18 protein-coding genes are annotated in these 19,412 nt (G+C 70.5%); 8 read left to right on the top strand and 10 right to left on the bottom strand.

From position 1 onward, the window contains the following. Positions 1-91 precede the first annotated feature (91 nt). Positions 92-511 carry an RNA polymerase-binding protein DksA gene (gene dksA, locus PQI07_RS05120; RefSeq protein ID WP_012322444.1) on the top strand — a complete coding sequence of 140 codons (420 nt, stop codon included), beginning with the start codon at positions 92-94 and terminating at the stop codon, positions 509-511. A 48-nt stretch (positions 512-559) separates the two neighbouring features. On the opposite strand, the gene PQI07_RS05115 is transcribed toward dksA, so the two are convergent. Genes PQI07_RS05115 through PQI07_RS05105 form a run of 3 tightly spaced genes read right to left on the bottom strand, consistent with a single transcriptional unit; the run spans position 560 to position 3,439 of the window. Continuing rightward, positions 560-2,269, bottom strand: coding sequence for a TadE/TadG family type IV pilus assembly protein (locus PQI07_RS05115; protein WP_043760459.1), 1,710 nt, complete (start codon positions 2,267-2,269; stop codon positions 560-562). Next, positions 2,241-2,906, bottom strand: a complete 666-nt coding sequence (locus PQI07_RS05110) for a TadE/TadG family type IV pilus assembly protein (RefSeq protein WP_043760461.1) — start codon at positions 2,904-2,906, stop codon at positions 2,241-2,243. Before PQI07_RS05110 ends, PQI07_RS05115 begins: the two co-directional genes overlap by 29 nt. Then, entirely contained in the window at positions 2,885-3,439 is a 555-nt protein-coding gene (locus PQI07_RS05105; RefSeq protein ID WP_051044627.1) for a TadE/TadG family type IV pilus assembly protein, read from the bottom strand. Before PQI07_RS05105 ends, PQI07_RS05110 begins: the two co-directional genes overlap by 22 nt. A gap of 295 nt (positions 3,440-3,734) precedes the next feature. Between PQI07_RS05105 and PQI07_RS05100 the strand changes: the two genes are divergently transcribed. Both PQI07_RS05100 and PQI07_RS05095 read left to right on the top strand, forming a co-directional pair. After that, positions 3,735-4,145 (top strand): hypothetical protein, encoded by a 411-nt coding sequence (locus PQI07_RS05100; protein WP_043346217.1) that lies wholly within the window; start codon positions 3,735-3,737, stop codon positions 4,143-4,145. After that, a complete protein-coding gene (locus PQI07_RS05095; protein ID WP_043346216.1) occupies positions 4,142-4,612 on the top strand; it encodes a hypothetical protein in 471 nt (156 codons plus the stop codon). The genes PQI07_RS05100 and PQI07_RS05095 overlap by 4 nt, the downstream gene beginning before the upstream one ends. Before the next feature lie 14 nt (positions 4,613-4,626). On the opposite strand, the gene PQI07_RS05090 is transcribed toward PQI07_RS05095, so the two are convergent. Continuing rightward, positions 4,627-5,904, bottom strand: coding sequence for an NAD(P)/FAD-dependent oxidoreductase (locus PQI07_RS05090; protein WP_274926187.1), 1,278 nt, complete (start codon positions 5,902-5,904; stop codon positions 4,627-4,629). A gap of 148 nt (positions 5,905-6,052) precedes the next feature. Between PQI07_RS05090 and PQI07_RS05085 the strand changes: the two genes are divergently transcribed. Continuing rightward, complete coding sequence (locus PQI07_RS05085; protein ID WP_274926186.1) at positions 6,053-7,393, top strand: glutamate--tRNA ligase; 1,341 nt, start codon at positions 6,053-6,055, stop codon at positions 7,391-7,393. Between the two features lies 1 nt (position 7,394). On the opposite strand, the gene PQI07_RS05080 is transcribed toward PQI07_RS05085, so the two are convergent. The 4 genes from PQI07_RS05080 to PQI07_RS05065 all read right to left on the bottom strand — a co-directional run bounded on the left by PQI07_RS05080 (position 7,395) and on the right by PQI07_RS05065 (position 13,069). Continuing rightward, positions 7,395-8,681, bottom strand: a complete 1,287-nt coding sequence (locus PQI07_RS05080) for a hemolysin family protein (protein ID WP_053608866.1) — start codon at positions 8,679-8,681, stop codon at positions 7,395-7,397. An 88-nt stretch (positions 8,682-8,769) separates the two neighbouring features. Next, on the bottom strand, positions 8,770-9,546 hold the full coding sequence (locus tag PQI07_RS05075; RefSeq protein ID WP_274926185.1) for a class I SAM-dependent methyltransferase: 777 nt from the start codon (positions 9,544-9,546) through the stop codon (positions 8,770-8,772). Positions 9,547-9,757: 211 nt separating this feature from the next. Continuing rightward, positions 9,758-11,938, bottom strand: coding sequence for an OmpA family protein (locus tag PQI07_RS05070; protein WP_274926184.1), 2,181 nt, complete (start codon positions 11,936-11,938; stop codon positions 9,758-9,760). Positions 11,939-12,016: 78 nt separating this feature from the next. Continuing rightward, complete coding sequence (locus PQI07_RS05065) at positions 12,017-13,069, bottom strand: DUF2865 domain-containing protein (RefSeq protein WP_182591138.1); 1,053 nt, start codon at positions 13,067-13,069, stop codon at positions 12,017-12,019. A 159-nt stretch (positions 13,070-13,228) separates the two neighbouring features. Between PQI07_RS05065 and PQI07_RS05060 the strand changes: the two genes are divergently transcribed. After that, a complete protein-coding gene (locus PQI07_RS05060) occupies positions 13,229-13,741 on the top strand; it encodes a CreA family protein (RefSeq protein WP_043350523.1) in 513 nt (170 codons plus the stop codon). Between the two features lie 52 nt (positions 13,742-13,793). Here PQI07_RS05060 and PQI07_RS05055 read toward each other — a convergent pair whose 3' ends face one another. Then, the gene (locus tag PQI07_RS05055) at positions 13,794-14,141 is read right to left on the bottom strand and encodes a hypothetical protein (RefSeq protein WP_043760477.1); all 348 of its coding nucleotides are present in this window, start codon (positions 14,139-14,141) and stop codon (positions 13,794-13,796) included. A gap of 310 nt (positions 14,142-14,451) precedes the next feature. Here PQI07_RS05055 and cysS point away from each other — a divergent pair, with 310 nt between their 5' ends. Then, a complete protein-coding gene (gene cysS / locus PQI07_RS05050) occupies positions 14,452-15,849 on the top strand; it encodes a cysteine--tRNA ligase (protein ID WP_274926183.1) in 1,398 nt (465 codons plus the stop codon). Between the two features lie 119 nt (positions 15,850-15,968). Continuing rightward, positions 15,969-16,736, top strand: coding sequence for a trypsin-like serine protease (locus PQI07_RS05045; protein ID WP_051044778.1), 768 nt, complete (start codon positions 15,969-15,971; stop codon positions 16,734-16,736). A gap of 178 nt (positions 16,737-16,914) precedes the next feature. Here the strand turns inward: PQI07_RS05045 and ctrA are convergent, their stop codons facing one another. Further along, the gene (gene ctrA / locus PQI07_RS05040) at positions 16,915-17,616 is read right to left on the bottom strand and encodes a response regulator transcription factor CtrA (protein ID WP_010683835.1); all 702 of its coding nucleotides are present in this window, start codon (positions 17,614-17,616) and stop codon (positions 16,915-16,917) included. 419 nt (positions 17,617-18,035) lie between these two features. Here ctrA and fliI point away from each other — a divergent pair, with 419 nt between their 5' ends. After that, positions 18,036-19,388, top strand: coding sequence for a flagellar protein export ATPase FliI (gene fliI / locus PQI07_RS05035; protein ID WP_043381683.1), 1,353 nt, complete (start codon positions 18,036-18,038; stop codon positions 19,386-19,388). The last annotated feature ends 24 nt before the right edge of the window (positions 19,389-19,412 follow it).

The raw sequence follows: 19,412 nt of genomic DNA, 5'->3' as shown, positions 1-19,412 counted from the left end.
GCTGAGGCACCTCGACTATACGGCACCTCACGTTATCGCCGCACACCGGCCATCCCCTGGTGGGCGGTTTACCATCCAGCGAGGGTGACGCATGGCGAAGGTGCAGCTGGAGGACGGCTACGTCCCGTCCGACGACGAGCCCTTCATGAATGACCGGCAGCGCGAATACTTTCGGCGCAAGCTGCTGAGCTGGAAGAACGACATCCTGCGCGAGGCGCAGGATACGCTGGTGGCGCTCCAGAGCGAGAACGAGAACCATCCCGACCTCGCCGATCGCGCCTCGTCCGAGACGGACCGGGCGATCGAGCTCCGGGCGCGGGATCGGCAGCGGAAGCTCACCGGCAAGATCGACGCGGCTCTCGCCCGGATCGAGGACGGGTCCTACGGCTTCTGCGAGGAGACCGGCGAGCCGATCTCCCTGCGCCGGCTCGACGCGCGGCCGATCGCCACCCTGTCGCTCGAGGCCCAGGAGCGTCACGAGCGCCGCGAGCGGGTCTACCGCGACGACTGAGCGCGGTCCGGCTCAACGCCGGGGCGCCGCTTTTTCCGATCGCGTGGTCTACTGCGTCAGGCGCAGCGCGCCGATGCTCGCCTGGATCGTCTGGAAGGCCTTGATCAGGTCGTCCGACGTGTTGGCGAGGAAGTATTGGTCGGCCGACGAGGCGCAGTTCTTCAGCAGGGTCTGACCCGCCGCGTCGATCGGGTCGGACGGAATGCTGAATCCGATCGTGTAGATCGAGATGTTCACCGCCTTGGCGTTGCTGCACGCCTCCGCCGTCAGGGCGTCGAGGGCGGAGCGGGCCGTGTTCGCATCCGCGATGTTCTGGTATTTCGGCGGCATGCGCGGATTGGGTGTCGTGCCGTTGGCGTTCTTGAAGTAGGCGGCCGCAAAATAGAGCGATCCGGTCGGCGCGTACGGATTGGCGCTCCAGCTGTTGGTGCCGTCCGTCATCAGGATGATGACCTTGTTGATCGTCGACGCGTTCGAGCTGTTCGCGCTCGACGCGTAGGGCTGGCCGTCGGCGAAGACGCTGTTGGGCGAGAGCGTGCGCCAGCCCCACATGAACCCTTCATGGATATTAGTCGATCCCAGCGGCGCCATGTTGTTGATGAGGGTCTTCAGGGTCGATGTGTTGTTGGTCAGCCGTTGAAGCGGTTGAGTCGTGCAGCCGAAATTCGGGCCGTTCGGGATGCCGAGGGGAGAGGCGGACACGGCGTCCGTCGGGTTGACGTACTTGCACGCCTGTCCGAGCGCCGTCGTGTAGGAATTGCTGTTCTGGCAGCTGCCGCCGGTGCGGTCGTCGAGGTAGCTGTTGTAGCTGTAGGCCGTCGGATTCTGGCTGCCGACGGGGAAGGGAGCGACCTGCGCACTGGCATCCCCCGGCTCGTCCGGTGCCAGGAGGGGCACGTAGTAGGAATCCTTGTTCGAGGCGGTTGGCGCGCCGTCCTGCACGTTGAGCGGGTACGACAGCGTTTCGAGGCACCCGGCCCAGCCCCAGGCGCGGTTGACGGCCTGCAGTTTGGCGAAGACGTCGAAGCGGCTCTTGAACGGCGCGGGGGGCGACTGGACAATATTGGTCCAGTGGTAGCTCGATATGCCGTTCAGATCGATCCAGGAGGCGTAGCGGTAGGCCGTCGGATCGACCGCCACGGCGCCGGCGAAGGGCACGATCGCGATCTTGGTCGCGCTGGAGAAGGCCGCGCTGGTGTAGACGTAGTCCACGAAGTTCGCCGCAGCCGACTGCACGGCCTTGAGCTTCGACTGGCCGCCGCTCGATTCCGCCATCGAACCGGTATTGTCCAGCACCAGCGCGATCTCGAAGGTCTTCGGAAGCGGGGTGGCGCATTGCGCCACGGCGCCCGGATTGATCCGCTTGGTGCCGGTGAGCGCGCCGAAGAAGGTTGTCGACAGCTTGTGCGTGGTCAGGGTGATCTTGCGGGGGTTGTTGGTGATGGCCAGAGGATCGACCACGAGGTTCGCGGTCCCCATGGCGCCGGTCATGGTCGTGACGGCGAGGGTGTTGAGGTCGGCCTGCGGCGTGGCGAGCGGCGTCTGGCAGAGGAGCAGGGCGGTGGCATCGGTCGCGGCCTGCAGCTTCGTCTCCAGCCGTGTGGCGAACCCGTAGTCGATCGCCGCGCCGCCGAGCATCAGCATCGGCACGCTGAGGAACGCGAACAGCAGCGCGACGTTGCCGCCGCGATCGTGGAAGAACCGGGGTCGCCGCGGCTTGGGGGCGCTGTCAGGACGCACGATTGACCACTGTGCCATCGCAATTCGCGTGTTTGGTGTCCGGAAGGACGACCTCGGTGTACGTGTTGGCGCCGTAGGCCTTTCCGCCGCGGGTCGGCCAAGGCGCACTGCTCTTGAATGTGATCGTGCCGCTGACGCCCTTGGCGAGCTTGACCAGGGTGCTGCCGATCATCGGCGCGTAGCTGATGGTGACTTCCGCCTGAACGTAGCGCATCCCCGGCGTCAGGTAGCCGTCCGGGACGGTGAGGTCGGCCGCGGATCCGGGGCTGCGCGCGGTGGCGTTGGCGTTGGCGACGCTGGAGCAGACCAGCGGAACCGGGCTCGGGTTCTTCAGGTCGACGCCCATGGCGCTGACCACGATCGTGACCTTCGACGTATCGAACGGGCGCATCACCGCCGTGGCGGAGGCGATGATGTCGTTCATCAAGGTGGGGCTGATCGGGTTCTGCGTGTCGCCCTGCGCCGTCAGGTCCGCCACGGTGCGGGCGAGCTGCGTGAGCTTGCGCCACTCGTCGATGGCGTGCGCCACCTCGGTCATGCCGGCCCAGATCGCGAGCAGGAGCGGCAGGATGACGGCGAATTCGACCATCGCGCCGCCACGCCCGTCGCGCCGCAGCCGCGCTGCCTGGCGGGCTAGGACGGAGACGACGGGCATGGGCTCCCTCCGACGATCTGGTAGGGCTCGGTCCGGAACACCGCGGTGGAGGTCAGAAGGCTCGATCCCGCTGCGGAGCCGCTGGTGAATTGCCGCGTGTTCAGACCCATCAGGTTGAAGAAGGTCGGGAACGGCACCGCCGCGGTGACGATCACGATCGTCCCCGGCGAAGCGCATTTGTAGTTGCTGCCGAAGCTGGTGTTCCACGTACCCGTCGCGGTATCGATCGGCTTGGCGGCGGTGGCATTCGCGAAGCTGCTCGCCGTCGCGACGTCGATCTTGACGTTCTGGCAATTGAAGACCGTGGCGACGGGCGTGCTGGCCGGACCGCACATCCGGGTCTTCAGGGCCGCGAGCAGGATCGCCGGATCGGTCTGACCCGCCGTGTCGAGCTGGAACTGGCCGGTGAAGATCGTCCGGACCGCGTTCTGCAGGGCGCGATCGAAGTTCTGCGTCGCCCAGATCTGGAAGGCGATCTGGATGACCGCGCCGCACAGCGCGAGAAAGGGCAGCGCCACGAGGGCGAATTCCACCGCGGCCGCGCCGCTGGCGTCACGCCCTAGGCTCTTCAGCAGACAACCTGACGTCGCTTTGCTCCGCGCGCTGAAGTGTCTTCGGGCGTTCATGAGCAAGCAGATCAGTCAGACATGGCCATACAAGTCGATGTGAGGCCAAGATTTTGCAAAACTCTTAATTCGATCGGCGAGAGCTGGTTTATCCAGGGACTACTACTTTTGGTTGTATCGATGCGGGCGATCGACGAGGCGCCGTTGACCCGATTGGGTTGCGCACCAAGTTCCCTCTGCGCAAGCCCCACCGGAGACCCGCATGAGAGGCCCACCGATCGCGCTCCTGCTCGGCGCGATGGCGCTCGCGCTCGGCGCCTGTGACGCGCCGAAGCCGGGGCCGGCAGGACCTCCCGGTGCGACGGGTGACCGGGGGCCTCCGGGGCCAGCGGGGCCTGCGGGCCTGAACGGAGCGACCGGGGCACGCGGTCCCACGGGCGAGACGGGTCCGGCCGGGCCGCCCGGTCCGCCGGGGCCGTCGATGAACAGCCAAGTGCGCCTGGATGTGGCCTGTCGTCGTGACGAGGAATTGATCGGTGCCTATTGCCGGGGCATGGCGGTTTTGCCGTCCGTGACACAGACGGACGGTATATCCACCGTCGGCTGCCTCGACATGACCGCCAAGGCGGCCAAGGATGCCGAGCCCGTCGCGGTCTGCATGAAGAAGCCATGAGATTCGTCGTTCCCGCTCTCCTGGCCGCGCTGGTGTCCGGTACCGCCTGTGCACAGCCCTTCGTCCCGACGGAGCGCGCGGCGATCGACCTCGTGCGTGACCGGCGCACCGCCGGCTTCACCACGGTGGCGCGGACGCTGGCCTATGCCGAGCGCGTGACCGGAGGTGCCTTCCGGTTCGGCGGGTACCGGGTCGATTATCGCCCTGACGTGCCCTTCGCCCGGGTGCGGATCTGCTATCGGCTCGGGATCGACCCGCCGAACTGCGGCCTCGCGTACCGCGTCGCGGTAAATCCCCCCCATGTCGAGCCCGCCGACCGCTACAACGGCTTGGCGCGGGATCTGGAACATGGCCCGCAAGCGTTCCTCCGGGCTTTGGCCCGGGAGGCCGATCTCCAGCGGCAGCCGGACGTCCTGCGGAAGGTCCAGGCTGCGCTCGAGCCCTACAACCCCTACGACTGGCGCTGAGAGCGGGAGCGCCGTCAGAGCAGGCGCGGCCAGCGCAGAAGCCGCTCCGGCGCGAAGGCAGCCACCGGCACCGCGGGCGTGCGGCCGGTGGCGAGATCGGCGACGATCTCGCCGGTGATCGGCCCGGTGGACAGCCCGATATGGCCGTGGCCGAAGGCGAAGAGCAGGCCGCTGTGACGCGGTGCCCGGCCGATGACCGGCATCCCGTCGGGCGTCGATGGGCGGGAGCCGAGCCACGGCGCGTTGTCCAGCGGCCCGCCGAGCTGGAGCGTTCCGGCCGCTTCCCGGGATGCCGCCTCGATCTGGGTATGATCGGGTGCGGCGCGGCGGGCGTTGAGTTCCACGCCGGACAGGACCCGCACCCGGTGGTCGCCCATTGGCGACAGGATGGAGCCGGCCCCCGTGTCGAGGACTGGCCGGGTCAGCGGCGGGCTGTCCGGATGCAGGGCGTAGTGACGATGGTAGCCGCGCTCGGCCGCCACCGCGAAGCGATAGCCGAGGGTCCGGGCGATCGCTCCCGAGGCGGCGCCGGCCGCCAGGACGACCTGGCGGGCCTGCACCGTGCCGCTGTCGTGATCGATGCGCCACCCGCCCGCCTCGGGCGCCAAGCGGGCGACGTGGCTGCGCAGGCGGCGGCCGCCGAGAGCGTCGAACAGGGCTTCGCAGGCCTCGATGAGACGGCCGGGCTCGCGCACCGAGCCGGTCTCGGTCAGCAGCATCCCCCGCGCGTAGGGCCGCACCAGGGCCGGCTCGAGGGCGCGCAGGGCCGCCGTATCGAGGATCTCGAAAGCGACGCCGTGGCTCGCCAGGATCTCCCGCTCCAGGGCCGCGGCCGCGAAGGCCGCTTCCGTGCGATAGGCCTTGATCCAGCCGGTCCGCTGGAGCCGGTCGCCGGTCCCCGCCCGGGCGGCCAGCCGCTCATGGGCCGGATAGGCGGCGGTCGTCAGGGGGAGCAGCGCCGCTGCCGCGCGGCGCCACCTGGAGGCGCGGGCGGCCGCCAGGAAATGCGCCGTGTAGGGGATGATCCGCGGGAGATGCGCGTAGTGCAGGCGCAGGCCGCAATCGGCGTTGCGCAGGTAGGCCGGGAGCTTGCCCCAAAGGGCGGGGCTCGACATCGGCAGGATCGAGCCGCGGCTGACCACGCCGGCATTGCCGTAGGAGGTCCGGGCTCGGGCCTCGCCGGGATCGCACAGGACCACGTCGAGGCCGCGATCCTTCAGCGCGATGGCGCTGGCGAGGCCGACCATCCCGCCGCCGACCACCACGATGTCGGCCGTTACGTCCGTCGCCATGCCGCTCATATCCCGCACCGCACCACGCGCGCCCTTCTGACGGGTTTTCCACCTCCTGGGTAGCGGGACTTCGCAGGGCGGTGCATCGGTCCGGTGCCGTCATGAAGTCCCGCGCACATTCCCGCAGAGATCGGCTACAGAGCGGTCCATGACTCTCGTCCGCTTCGCACCGTCACCGACCGGCTACCTCCATATCGGCAACGCCCGGCCGGCCCTGCTCAACGCCCTGTACGCCCGCCGGACCGGGGGGCGCTTCCTGCTGCGGCTCGACGACACCGACGCGGAGCGCTCCACGGAAGCCTTCGCCGCGGCGATCGCCGAGGATCTCGCGTGGCTCGGCATCGTGCCCGATCTGTTCGCGAAGCAGAGCGCCCGCAAGGCGCAGCATGACGCCGCTGCCGACCGCCTCCGCGCAGCGGGCCGGCTCTATCCCTGCTACGAGACGCCGGAGGAGCTGGAGCGCCGCCGCAAACGCCAGCTCGGACGCGGCCAGCCGCCGATCTACGACCGGGCGGCTTTGCGGCTCACCGCCGAGGAGCGCGCGGCGTTCGAGGCCGAGGGCCGCCGCCCGCATTGGCGCTTCCTTCTGGAGGCGCGGACCGTCACCTGGGACGATCTCGTCCGCGGTCCGGCCCATGTCGACTGCGCGTCCCTGTCGGACCCGGTCCTGATCCGCGCCGATGGCAGCTATCTCTACACGCTGCCGTCGGTGGTGGACGACGCCGATCTCGGCGTCACCCACGTCATCCGCGGCGAGGACCACGTCACCAACACCGGCGTGCAGGTGCAGATCTTCGAGGCCCTGGGCGCTACCGTCCCGGTCTTCGGCCACCACAACCTGCTGACGACCGCCGACGGGGAGGGGCTGTCGAAGCGCCTCGGCCACCTGTCGCTGCGGGGCCTGCGCGAGGCCGGCTACGAGCCCGCGGCGGTCCGCTCGCTGGCCGTGCTCACCGGCTCGGCCGAATCCGTGCGGGCCGTCCCGGATCTCGACACCCTCGCGCGCCTCGTCGAACTCGGCGAGATCTCGCGGGCGCCCGCCCGGTTCGATCCGGCGGAACTCGACGGCCTCAACGCCCGACTGATCCACGCCATGCCGTACGCGGAGGCGGCCGCGCGCCTCGCCGATCTCGGGATTCCGGCGGATCGGGCCGAAGCCTTCTGGCTGGCGGTCCGGGCCAATCTCGGCCGTGTCCCCGAAGCGGCCGATTGGTGGCGCGTCGTCGCCGGCCCGGTCGAGCCTGTCCTCACCGAGCCGGCCGTGATCTCGGCCGCTCGCGAGACCCTGCCCCCGGAGCCATACGGCCCGGAGACCTGGAAAGCGTGGACGACGGAGATCCGCAGCCGGACCGGCGCGAAGGGGAGGGGCCTGTTCATGCCGCTCCGCCTTGCGCTGACCGGGCTGGAGCACGGCCCGGACCTCGCGGGTCTGCTGCCGCTGATCGGACGGGCGCGCGCGGCGCGGCGCCTGTCCGGCGAGACCGCTTGAGCTACGACGCCTCGGTTTCGGCGAGACGGCTCGCCAGCAACTTGTCAACGCGCCGTCCGTCGAGATCCACGACCTCGAACCGCCAGCCGGCGATGTCGCAGGTCTCGCCCGTCTCCGGCAGGTGCTGGAGCACCGCGATGACCAAGCCGGCGACCGTGGCATAGTCGCGCGAGGGCGGGAGACGCAGGCCCAGCCGGTCGGTCAGTTCATCCACCGGCATCGAACCCGCGATCAGCCAGGACCCGTCCGGGCGGGGTACCGCGTCCGGCTCCGTATCCTCCGACAGGAACGCCCCGGCGATGGCATCGAGGATGTCGGCCGGGGTCACGAGCCCGTCGAAATGTCCATACTCGTCGTGCACCAGGGCCATGGGCACCGAGGCCCGGCGCAGCGTATCCAGGGCGTCGAGGGCATCGAGAGTGTCCGGAAGCACCGGCGCCGCGCGGACCTGCGCGCGCAGGTCGAGGGGCTCCCCTCGCGACAAGGGGCCGATCAGGTCGCGCAGCTGAAGCACGCCGATCATCGCGTCGGGGCCGCCATCGGCGACGGGCAGACGGGCATAGGGGCTGGCGAAAATGCGTGCCCGGACGGTCTCCGGATCATCGGTGAGATCGATCCAGGTCACGTCGGTGCGCGGAGTCATGACGCCGCGCACCAGACGGTCGCCGAGGCGCAGGACCCCGGAGATCATCGCCCGCTCGTCGCCCTCGATGACGCCAGCGGTCTCGGCCTCGGCCACGAGACTACGGATCTCCTCCTCGGTCACCGCGCTGGCGCTTTCTGTCTCCTGGCCGATCAGCCGGAACACCGCCCGCGTCGAGGCGTCGAGGAGCCACACGGCCGGCAGAGCCGCGCGCGAGACCACCCGCATGCCGGGCGCCACCATGCAGGCGATCCGTTCGGGGTTGCGCAAGGCGAGGTGCTTGGGGACCAGTTCGCCGATGATCACCGACAGGTAGGTGATCACGCCGATCACCAGGGTGTAGCCCAAAGTGTCGGCCCAGCCCTTGCCCAAGCCCAGATCGATCAGAATCAGGGCGAGGCGGTCGCCCAGAGCCGCGCCCGAGACCACGCCGGAGAGGATGCCGATCAGCGTGATGCCGATCTGAACGGTGGACAGAAACCGCCCCGGCTCCTCGGCCAGCGCGAGGGCGGCCTTCGCGCCGGCACGGCGCTCCTCGGCCAAGGCGCGCAGCCGGCTCTTGCGAGCCGAGACCAGGGCCAGCTCCGACAGCGAGAAGACGCCGTTGAGCGCGATCAGCAGGACGACGACGAGGAGCTCGATCAGACCGGATCATTGAGCCGGGACCCCGCTGGGCGGGGACGGCTTCCTCTGTTGGCGCGGTCCTGCAACATGGGGATGTGTCCGCGATCGTTCAACGGCCAAGCCTCGGCGTCGCCTCGATCAGTGCGGCGTCGAGCAGGAAGCTGCCATCGGCCTCGATGCCGAAATGGGCGGTGACTTCGGCGGGCGCCGCAGCCTGGAGGGCGCGGATCGCCGCGACATGGATCTCCGGCGTGCGCATCCGGGCGATCCAGCTGGCGAAGTCCATGCGCGGCCGGCTCGCCATCACGGCGCCGGGCTCGAACCCGGCCGCTTCCAAAAGGGCGCGCCATTCCGAAACTCGGTAGTCGCGCACGTGCGAGGGGTCGCGCAGCAGCTCCACGGCCTGCAGGTGCGTGTCGAGCAGCGGATCCTCCGGAGCGACGATATCGCTGACGACGAGCAGGCCGTCTGCCCGCAGCACCCGCCGCGCCTCGGCCAGCGCCGCCGGGACGTCGCGCCAGTGGTGGGCGCTGTAGCGGGTCAGCACCGCGTCGAAGATCGCGTCCGGGAAGGGCAGGGTCTCGGCGCCGCCCTGCCGGGTTTGGATCCGGTCGAGACCCCGCCGGGACGCCTCGGCGGAGACCGCTGCCAGCATCTCGGCCGAAAGATCGTAGGCCGTGACGGCGGCGCCGGCGGCGGCGGCCGTGAAGGCGACATGGCCGCCGCCGCAGCCGAGGTCGAGGACCTGGGCACCCGGCCGCGCGCGCAGCAGAACGCCGATCCGGTCGAGGTCGGCGCCCGCCGCGTGGACGGCGCTGGTCACGTAGGCGGAGGCCTGCGCGCCGAACTGGTCGACGACATGTCGGGCGTGGCTGCGCGCGCTCATGGGCGGATCTCCTGGTTCGGATCGCGCGCGGCGGGCGGTGGCACAGCCGCAAGGCGACGATCAGAGGCGACCGTACAGGCTGCCCAGGATCAGCACCACGCCGTTCCGTCCGACCGGGTCGCCTCCCGTCCACCTCTGCCACCTGCCCCGAGGCAGGGCAGCGCCCCGGACCGTGGAGCGCCGCGCAGGGCAAATCTGCGCGGCGACCGATTCAGCGCGGCGGCTGCGCCGGCGGAGGCGGAGGGGCTGCCTGTCCCTGATCCGGACCCTGCTGCAGCAGCGGCGTGATCCGCTGGACCACGACCCGGCGGTTCTCCCGCGATGGGCCCTGCGTGTTCACCTTGAGATACTGCTCGCCGTAGCCCTGGGTGGTGAGATTGCCCGGCGGCACCCGGAATTGCTCCGTGAGCACGGTCGCCACCGATTGGGCACGCCGATCCGACAGCGAGAGATTGTCGATGTCGGAGCCGACCGCGTCGGTGAAGCCCTCGATCAGGAAGACCTCCCGCGGATTGGCCTGGATCGCGCGGTTCATGGCCGCGGCGATCACCGACAGCTTGGCCGCCTGATCCGGCGTCACGGTGAACGAGCCGGTATCGAAGGTGATCGTGTTGATGTCGACCGAGCGCAGACGGGCGCGGAGGTCCGGGCTGTAGCGGATCTGATCGAGGGTGTAGCGCCGTTCGACAGGGACAACCGGCGGTGCCGTCAGCGCCTCGTAGACCTCCGCCTCGTCGGCCTGGGCGTAGTCCACGATGTAGCGGTCCCGCGGGATTCGGATGTCGGGCGGCGGCAGCGCCACCACGTCCTCGTAGATCGGGCGCAGCGGGCCGGAATAGCTGTTGTCGATCAGGACGACCTCCCGGCCGTCGGGGTAGCGGCTGTAGCGGCGCAGCAGCCGGCCGTCATCGTCCGTGACGGTGACGATCTGGCCGCCGCCGGACCACGCGACGTAGCTGTAGAATTCGGCGCCCCGACGCTCGAACCGGTAGCCGCGCGGGTCGAGGTCGCGGAAGCGCTCGTTCTCGTCGTGGCGGATCAGGTAGCTGTCGCGATCCCGCACGATGATGCGGCCCGGCTCCCGGTAGTAGGTCCGGCCATCCTCGACGAATTCGCGGCGGTCGCTGCGGACCTGCTCGAAGTCGCGCACCGTGTCGTTCTGCCGGAAGCCGCCGGGGACGTAGCCCGGCTGGCCCGGCCGGTTGAAGGCACCGGGGCCGGGATCGGCCGGCCGGCCAGGGCCACCCACCGGCGGCTGTCCCGGCGGCACGCCTCCGGGGGGCGGAACCTGTCCTGGCGCCGCGCCCTGTCCCGGCGGCACGAACGGGCGGCCCGGCACGCCCGGGGCCATGTTGGGCGGCAGCGGTCGTCCCGGCTCGGCGCCGGGCGCGCCGTTCGGCTGGGGCTGCCCGCGCCCTTCGGGTTGGCCCCCCTGAGGCTGGAACGGCCGCCCCGGGACCCCCGGAGCCGTGTTGGGCGAGCCCGGCCGGCCGGGCTCTGCGCCGGGGCCGGCATTCGGCTGCGGGCGGTTCTCGGGCTGGGCATCCAGACGCTGGGACGGCCTGCCGGGCCCGTCCGGCGTCGCGTTGGGCGCCTGCGGGCGCGCATCGGGGCCGCCTTGACCGGCCGGTCGCTGGCCGGGAGGCCCACGGTCGGGTGTGGCGTCGCGCTGTGCGGGACGGTTCGGGGGCGTCTCCGGGGCCGCGCGATCCCGGTCCGGTGCCTGACGCTGCTGCGGCGGTGCCGGCGGCCGCTCCGGCTTCGGCTGAGGAGCAGGACCCTGGTCCCGATCCGGCCCCTGTTGCCGCTCCGGGCCGGGCCGCCCGGGCGCTGCGCGGTCCTGAGGCCCGCGATCCGGACGATCCGGCTGCTGCTCCCGGCGCTCCTGCTGGCGCTGATCCGGCTGGCGCTGATCCGGCTGCCGCTCTTGGCGCTCCTGCTGCCGCTCTTGGCGCTCCTGCTGCCGTTCTTGGCGCTCCTGCTGCCGATCCTGGCGCTCCTGCTGCCGGTCCTGTGCCGGAGGGCGCGATGCCGGCGGCTCGGGACGGCGCTCCGGCCCACGCTCCCGCTGAGGCTGCTCAGCCTGCGGCGCACGCTGGGCCGGCGGTTCCGGCCGCTCGCGCGGCGGCGGCGCGGCGCGCTCCGGCCGGGGCTCCGGTCGGGGCTCGGGGCGCTCACGTCCAGCCGGCGGACCCGGCTGCGGGCCGGGCCGCTCCTGCGGCGGCCGCTCCGGGCGCGGTCCGCCGTGTGGCGGCTCGCCGCCACGGGGGCCGCGCTCCTCCGGTCCACCTTGTGCGAGATGGAACCGGCCCGGCTCGGCTCCGGCGGGCTGCATGAGCGTGAGGGCCGGCAGCACCGTGCCGGTGAGGAGGATCAGGCGGAGCAGACGCATCGCGGTCCCATGTCGGTTCAGGCCGACCCGAACCCGGAACGCGGCATTTGGTTCCCCCGCGCGCGGGCGGGGGAGGTCTCAGGGCGTGAGGCGCTTGGGGACAGCGACGACGTCCGGCGCGATGATGCGCACGGCAACGTGATCGGGTTTCGCCGCCGCCGGCTCGGCCTTTCCGGGTTCCTCCGGTGTCAGGCCAGCCTTCGTGTCGACCCCGGCGCGACCGGCCGCATCGGCGGCGAGTTCGGCCGCGGTCCGGTCGGCCCGTCCCACCAGGGTGAGGCGCACCTTCGGCCGGGACAGCGCCTCGGCCTGCATCGGCGTGACGAAGATGTCGCCCTTGTGCCGAACGAGCATGCTTTCGGCCTTCACCAGGGACTGGGCCCAGCTCTTGCCCTCCGGCTTGCACGAGCAGTTCGGAACGAATTCCTTGCGAAACTTGAAGGCGTTGGCGAGGCTCGCATAGGCGCGGCTGCCTTTCACCGTGGCGGCGTGCTTCAGGGCATCGTCGCCATACGGCATCGAATAGGCCTGCGCCTCGGTCCCCGGGCACAGGGCCTGGCACATCTCGTCGGCACCGCCGCGTCCCTCGGGCAGGTTCTTCAGGGGGAAGAAACCGCCGTCGCAGGTGCGCACGCAGACCGTCTGCGGGCCGCCCCGGGCATAGGCCTCGCCGGAGCCGGCATAGGTCTCGCGCGGCGGGCAGGTGGAGGCGACGAGCCCCTGGAGTTCACGCTTCCGGGCGCCGCTGTCGTCGATCACGGCGCCGCCATAGGTGGCCTTGAGGGCGCGGATCCGCTGCTCCACCGCCCCGCATTGCGGCGGTCGCGTGTCGAAGAACAGGAACTTGCCGCCCTCGCAGTTGAGGCCGCGGAAATAGGCCTCGAGCCGCCCGATCTCGTCGTTCAGGGCGCGCGTCGTGCTGGCGCCGGTCTGGAGCGAGGCCAGCTCCGCCCGGTACCGCCGGCACTGGGGCGACGGCAGTTGCGGCGCCGGCCGTGCCTCGGTCGGCGGCGGGCTGGGAGCCGCGTCCTGCGCGCGCGCGGCGGTGGCGAGGGGATAGGACAGTCCGAGGGCTATGGCCGCGCTCAGGACGAGGCGGCCGAACGTACGGACGATCGGGCGGTGAGGCATAGGCTGCATCGCGTTGATCGGGTGCGCGGCGATCCGGAGAATCCAGGCCCGCGCGCATCCGCGCTTCGGAACCGAAGCGGAGCCATTCTACGCCCCCTCGCAAGACCGCGACACCCCTCCTACATCCGGCCGGCAAGCGTGAGGGGGAATTGGCCAGTGATGTTGTTTCGGAGTCTCACCTATGTCGGGCTGTTGGCCGTGGGCTTGGCCGCAGCCGGTCCGGCCTCGGCGCAGGAGCCGGATCGCATTTTCGACAAGTCGACGGTCTGGCGGCCGCTGACCCCCAACGACAAGCTCGTGGTCTACGGCGTGGACGATCCGGCAGTCTCGGGGGTAGCCTGCTGGTACACCCAGCCCGAGAAGGGCGGGATCAAGGGCACGCTGGGCCTCGCCGAGGACGTCTCGGACATCTCGCTGGCCTGCCGCCAGACCGGGCCGATCGCCTTCAAGGGCAAGCTCAGCCAGGGTGAAGTCGTGTTCAGCGAGCGTCGGTCACTGATCTTCAAGTCGATGCAGATCGTCCGCGGCTGCGACGCGAAGCGCAATACGCTGATCTACATGGTCTATTCGGACAAGGTCATCCAGGGCTCGCCGAAGAACTCGACCTCGGCCGTGCCGCTGGCGCCCTGGGGCACCGAACCGGCGCAGAAATGCGCCGACTTCATGAAGTGAGCGGAGCGCCCTGCCGACTGGGCCGGCCGTGGCCGGCTCAGTCCTGGCCGGCTCAGTCCTGGCAGGTGATCCGGATCGGGCGCTCGGACGGCGCCGGGACCGGCTGGCTGATCGCGCCGGTATATTCGTCGGCGGCGGCCACGCCGTAGGAATTGGCGGCCGCGTAGCCCTGCGCCTCGCACCACGCGTTGGCGACGACTTGGCCGCAGGCGCTGCCCGGCGTGGTCAGGCATTCGCCGACGCCGTAGCCGTCGCTCGACGGGATCAGGAAGGTCTTCTCGACACGCGCGGGCGCCTTCGCAGGCGTCTCGCCGTCGGTGCCGGCCAGCGCGACATGCGTCAGGCCTGCGCAGGCAAGAACGGTGACGAGGGCGAGGGAACCGGCGGCCGAGCGTCGCATGAATTGTCCTTGGGCACAGGATCTGTGGCGTGAGGATCGTGCCCCGGACGGTCCGACGGCGCGGTTAAGGAAGCCTTACGCGCAGGGCGCGCAGGCCATCTCGAATTCCTCACGCTTTTGGGTTAGCCCCATCGCGCGGGCCGCGCCGTCGCCGCGATGCAACAGGGTGCCGTGGCGGGCCTTCCGGATCCGCCACGTTTCGGCCGTTCTTCGCCGCGCGGGGCCCGCAGGTCGTTGACGGCAGGGCCGGTTTTCCGGCGCCGGCGCGGCGCCGGGATCAGGCCGCGGCGCCGGAATGGGGATGGGTTTCATGGCGCCGATGTTGCGGCTCTACAACACGCTGACCGGCGCCAAGGAAGCCTTTGCGCCGATCGATCCGCAGCATGTCCGCCTCTACGCCTGCGGCCCGACCGTCTACGACGCCGCCCATATCGGCAATGCCCGGCCGATCATCGTCTTCGACCTGCTGTTCCGACTGCTGCGCCACCTCTACGGGCCGGGGCACGTCACCTACGCGCGCAACGTCACCGACGTGGACGACAAGATCAACGCCCGGGCGGCCGAGCGCGGCATCACCATCCGCGAACTCACCGACGGGACGCTGGCGCAGTTCCACCGGGACGTGCGCGACCTCGGCGTGCTCATGCCGGAGGACGTCAACGTGCCGGGCGAGCGGCCCCGCTTCGTCGAGCCCCGCGCCACCGATCACATCGCCGAGATGGTGACGATGATCGAGGCGCTGGTCCGGGCCGGCCACGCCTACGTGGCGGAGGACCACGTGCTGTTCGACGTCCCGTCGATGCCGGATTACGGCGGCCTGTCGAAGCGGCCCCTCGACGAGATGGAGGCGGGCGCCCGGGTCGAGGTCGCCCCCTACAAGCGCTCGCCCCTCGATTTCGTCCTGTGGAAGCCCGCCAAGCCCGGCGAGCCGTCCTGGCCGTCGCCCGCGGGGATCGCGGCGGCGGGGCGGCCGGGCTGGCACATCGAGTGCTCGGCGATGTCGGCCAAGCATCTCGGCCGGACCTTCGACATCCACGCGGGCGGCATCGACCTGATCTTCCCCCACCACGAGAACGAGGTGGCGCAGTCGCGCTGCTGCTTCGGCACGCCGGTCATGGCCAACGTCTGGCTGCACAACGGCTTCCTCCAGGTGGAGGGGGAGAAGATGTCGAAGTCGCTCGGCAACTTCATCACCATCCGCGACGTGCTGAACGACTGGCCGGGCGAGGTCGTGCGCCTCACCATGCTCAAGACCCAGTACCGGCAGCCGATCGACTGGACCTTGCGCGGCCTGGAGGAATCGAGCCGCGTGCTCGACCGCTGGTACAATGCCGCCGGCGATGCGCCCGCCGCGTCCGACGTCCCCGCCGGGGTGGTCGAGGCCCTCTGCGACGACCTCAACACGCCGGCGGCGATCAACGAGCTGCACCGGCTCGCGAGCGGCGCGGAGACGCAGCCCGGCGCGTTGCGCGCCGGTGCGAACCTCCTCGGTTTCCTCGCCAGCACCCGCAGCGACCGCGAGCAGGCTCAGGTTGCGGCGTCCGGCGTGGACGTCGCGGCGGTCGAGGCGCTGATCGCCGAGCGCCGCGCCGCGCGGGCCGCGAAAGACTGGGCCGCCTCCGACCGGGCGCGCGATGCCCTCGCCGCGATGGGCGTCGCCGTGAAGGACAACAAGGACGGCACCACCACCTGGACGGTGGCGCGCTGATTGCTGAGCCGGCCGCCGACGACACGGATGTCACGGCGGCCGCGTCCTCGCGCCCGCTTGCGCGATGCGGCGTGCGCAGCATCTGTGTTCCGGGGGCTCGCGCCGGGGAAGAGCAGCACGTGACCATCTTCGCGACCATCGGGGCGCGCTGCGCCGCCGCCGCATCGGCCCTGGCATTCGGATTGGGGCTGTCGGGGCCGGCTTTCGCCATCGACGGCGGGGCGGCCGCGGGGCGGGATGCCCTGGCGCAGGCCACCGTCGCGATCGGCACGATCACCCAGCCCGAGGAGGCTCTGCGCCTGACCCGCTGTAGCGGTGTGCTCATCGCTCCGGATCTCGTGCTGACGGCGGCCCATTGCGTGAACGGCGATCCGCTCGGCGCGCTGGTGGTCTTCTTCCGCGGCAGCGAGCCGGCGCGGCCGGTCTACGGGGCACGGGTCGCCGCCCGCTACAGTCCCGATCCGGGGGAGATGCTGCCGAACGAGGCGTCGGGTGTCAGTCTGTCCGATCTCTCTCTCGATCTCGCGGTGCTCCGCCTGACCGAGCCGGTGCGCGACCGGCGGCCCGTGCCGCTGGCGGCGGATCCCGGGCGGGTCCCGAAGAGCCTGCGGATCGCGGGCGCCGGCCTGTCCGGCCGCACCGTCGGACGCCTGCGCACCGCCACGCTGACGCCGATCGCGGCCAGCAATACCGGGCTCACCATCGCCCGGGCCAACGGCGCCCGGGTCTGCTTCGGTGATTCCGGTGGCCCGGTCGTCGCGCAGGATCGTCGCGGCACGTACATCTGGGGCGTGGCCAGTGCGGTGATCAGCCGGGCCGCACCCTGTGGCGGCTACGTGGTGATCGCGCCGGCCGCACAGGTCTTCTCCGCGACCGGGATGCGGTGAGCGTAGCGTCCATCGCGAGCCGGAAGCTCCGGCCTGCGCCACGCCCGCCACGGTCGCGCGCGGCCCGATGTCCCTGCGCGGCGTCGGCGATGCCGTCGCGGAGGAGCCCCTTCGAAACGCGAAAACCCCGCGCGGCCTGGCCGCACGGGGTTTTTCGGAAGACGATGCGCCGGGCGGATCAGACCGCCATGCGCTCCTCGCCGTCCATCGGCTCGCGCAGCACGTAGCCGCGGCCCCAGACGGTCTCGATGTAGTTCTTGCCCTGGCTGGCATTGGCGAGCTTTTTGCGCAGCTTGCAGATGAACACGTCGATGATCTTGAGCTCGGGCTCGTCCATGCCGCCGTAGAGATGGTTGAGGAACATCTCCTTGGTGAGCGTCGTGCCCTTCCGCAGCGAGAGGAGTTCCAGCATCTGGTACTCCTTGCCGGTCAGATGCACCCGGGCGCCGCCGACCTCGACGGTCTTCTGATCGAGGTTCACGATCAGGTCGCCGGTGGTGATGACCGACTGGGCGTGGCCCTTCGAGCGGCGCACGATGGCGTGGATGCGCGCCACCAGCTCGTCCTTGTGGAACGGCTTGGTGAGGTAGTCGTCGGCGCCGAAGCCCAGACCCTTCACCTTGTCCTCGATGCCGGCCATGCCGGAGAGGATCAGGATCGGCGTCTTCACCTTCGCCACGCGCAGCGAGCGCAGCACCTCGTAACCCGACATATCGGGCAGGTTCAGATCGAGGAGGATGATGTCGTAGTCGTAGAGCTTACCGAGATCGACACCTTCTTCCCCGAGGTCGGTGGTGTAGGTGTTGAAATTCTCGGACTTGAGCATCAGCTCGATGCTCTGCGCGGTCGCGCTGTCGTCCTCGATCAAAAGTACCCGCATCGTCGGTCCCCAGCCCCGCCGGCCGCATCAGCGCGCAGACACGTCCCTATCGTTCGCCCGCCACCGGCCTGTGGACGGGCGCTCCGTCGCTCTTGACGTGGAACGCTATGGATTAATCGTTAACAAAACCTGATTCCTGCCCGCAAGCGTCTCGTTCGAAGTTCCGCGAGCTTGACAGGAGAAACAGCGTTTCCCCGGTCTCGCCCCGACCCCGATTCCGATCCGCCCGCGTCCAGGCCGCTCGCCCCCTTCGGCGTAAGTACTTCCTCCGCAACGATCCGATCCCCGCTGTTGTCCATGGGACACACCGGTACGACTTCGTCGGGCGCGGCCGAAGCCGCGACCCGGATCGAGCCGCTACGAGCCCGTGACCCGCAGTGTTAAGGAGGCCGGTAAACGAAGCGTTGAGAGCCAGGCCGATGACACAGGATCCGGCAAGATCCGTAGCTTCCCTCGCGTCGGCGCAGGCCGCCCTGGAGCGGATCGAGGTGCTGGAGACGTTCGGCCGTGTCGTGGCGATCCGCGGCCTGCTGGTCGAGGTCGCCGGGCCGGTGGCGGCGATGCGGCTCGGGGGACGGGTCGATGTCGAGGGCGCCAACGGCCACGGGCTGGTGCCCTGCGAAGTCATCGGCTTCCAGGGCGACCGGGCGCTCGCCATGCCGTTCGGCTCGCTCGAGGGCGTGCGGCGCGGCTGCCCCGCCTACGTCCGCGACGAATCGGCCGGCGCGATCCGGCCGTCCGACGCATGGCTCGGCCGGGTGATTGACGCCCTCGGGCGGCCGGTCGACGGGCTCGGCCCCCTGGCGCACGGGCCCGACGTCTATCCCCTGCGCGCGGACCCGCCGCCCGCCCACGCCCGCACGCGGGTGGGCGGGCCGCTGGATCTCGGTGTCCGGTGCATCAACACCTTCCTGACGATGTGCGCCGGCCAGCGGATGGGCATCTTCGCCGGGTCGGGCGTCGGCAAGTCGGTGCTGCTGTCGATGCTGGCCCGCTACACCGCCGCCGACGTGGCGGTGATCGGCCTCGTGGGCGAGCGCGGCCGCGAGGTCCAGGAATTTCTTCAGGACGACCTCGGAGCCGCCGGCCTCGCCCGCTCGATCGTGGTGGTGGCGACGTCCGACGAGCCGGCGCTGATGCGCCGGAACGCGGCCTACATGACCCTATCGGTGGCCGAGTATTTTCGCGACCGGGGCGCCAAGGTCCTGTGCATGATCGACTCGATCACACGATTCGCCATGGCCCAGCGCGACATCGGCCTTGCCGCCGGCGAGCCGCCGACCGCCAAGGGCTATACGCCGACCGTCTTCTCGGAGCTGCCGCGCCTGCTCGAGCGGGCCGGTCCCGGCGTGGGGCAGGGGACGATCTCCGCCCTGTTCACCGTCCTGGTCGAGGGCGACGACCACAACGAGCCCGTGGCCGACGCGGTGCGCGGCATCCTCGACGGTCACATCGTCATGGAGCGCGCCATCGCGGAGCGCGGGCGCTACCCGGCGATCAACGTGTTGCGCTCGGTCTCGCGGACCATGCCGCGCTCGTGCGATCCGGCCTATCTGCCGGTGGTCCGGCGGGCGCGGCGGGTGCTGTCCACCTATGCCGATATGGAGGAGTTGATCCGCCTCGGCGCCTACCGGGCCGGCTCCTCCCAGGAGGTCGACGAGGCCGTGGCGCTCATGCCGTATCTTGAGGCTTTTCTGGGGCAGGGTAAGGAAGAAGCAACGTCCATCGGCGATGGTTACGCACGGCTCACCGAGATCATCGGCGGGGCCTAGGCACCATGCCTCGGGGCGGCGACG

It is taken from the genome of Methylobacterium sp. 092160098-2, assembly GCF_028920805.1.
In the GTDB taxonomy this organism is placed as follows: Bacteria; Pseudomonadota; Alphaproteobacteria; order Rhizobiales; family Beijerinckiaceae; genus Methylobacterium; species Methylobacterium fujisawaense.
Note: the sequence above shows the minus strand (reverse complement) of the source record. Positions and strands in the feature narration are given on the sequence as shown.

Coding starts and splice junctions, on each gene's coding strand:
- dksA (WP_012322444.1), top strand. CDS start 92: ATGGCGAAGGTGCAGCTGGAGGACGGCTACGTCCCGTCCGACGACGAG.
- PQI07_RS05115 (WP_043760459.1), bottom strand. CDS start 2,269: ATGGCACAGTGGTCAATCGTGCGTCCTGACAGCGCCCCCAAGCCGCGG.
- PQI07_RS05110 (WP_043760461.1), bottom strand. CDS start 2,906: ATGCCCGTCGTCTCCGTCCTAGCCCGCCAGGCAGCGCGGCTGCGGCGC.
- PQI07_RS05100 (WP_043346217.1), top strand. CDS start 3,735: ATGAGAGGCCCACCGATCGCGCTCCTGCTCGGCGCGATGGCGCTCGCG.
- PQI07_RS05095 (WP_043346216.1), top strand. CDS start 4,142: ATGAGATTCGTCGTTCCCGCTCTCCTGGCCGCGCTGGTGTCCGGTACC.
- PQI07_RS05090 (WP_274926187.1), bottom strand. CDS start 5,904: ATGGCGACGGACGTAACGGCCGACATCGTGGTGGTCGGCGGCGGGATG.
- PQI07_RS05085 (WP_274926186.1), top strand. CDS start 6,053: ATGACTCTCGTCCGCTTCGCACCGTCACCGACCGGCTACCTCCATATC.
- PQI07_RS05075 (WP_274926185.1), bottom strand. CDS start 9,546: ATGAGCGCGCGCAGCCACGCCCGACATGTCGTCGACCAGTTCGGCGCG.
- PQI07_RS05070 (WP_274926184.1), bottom strand. CDS start 11,938: ATGCGTCTGCTCCGCCTGATCCTCCTCACCGGCACGGTGCTGCCGGCC.
- PQI07_RS05065 (WP_182591138.1), bottom strand. CDS start 13,069: ATGCCTCACCGCCCGATCGTCCGTACGTTCGGCCGCCTCGTCCTGAGC.
- PQI07_RS05060 (WP_043350523.1), top strand. CDS start 13,229: ATGTTGTTTCGGAGTCTCACCTATGTCGGGCTGTTGGCCGTGGGCTTG.
- PQI07_RS05055 (WP_043760477.1), bottom strand. CDS start 14,141: ATGCGACGCTCGGCCGCCGGTTCCCTCGCCCTCGTCACCGTTCTTGCC.
- cysS (WP_274926183.1), top strand. CDS start 14,452: ATGGCGCCGATGTTGCGGCTCTACAACACGCTGACCGGCGCCAAGGAA.
- ctrA (WP_010683835.1), bottom strand. CDS start 17,616: ATGCGGGTACTTTTGATCGAGGACGACAGCGCGACCGCGCAGAGCATC.
- fliI (WP_043381683.1), top strand. CDS start 18,036: ATGACACAGGATCCGGCAAGATCCGTAGCTTCCCTCGCGTCGGCGCAG.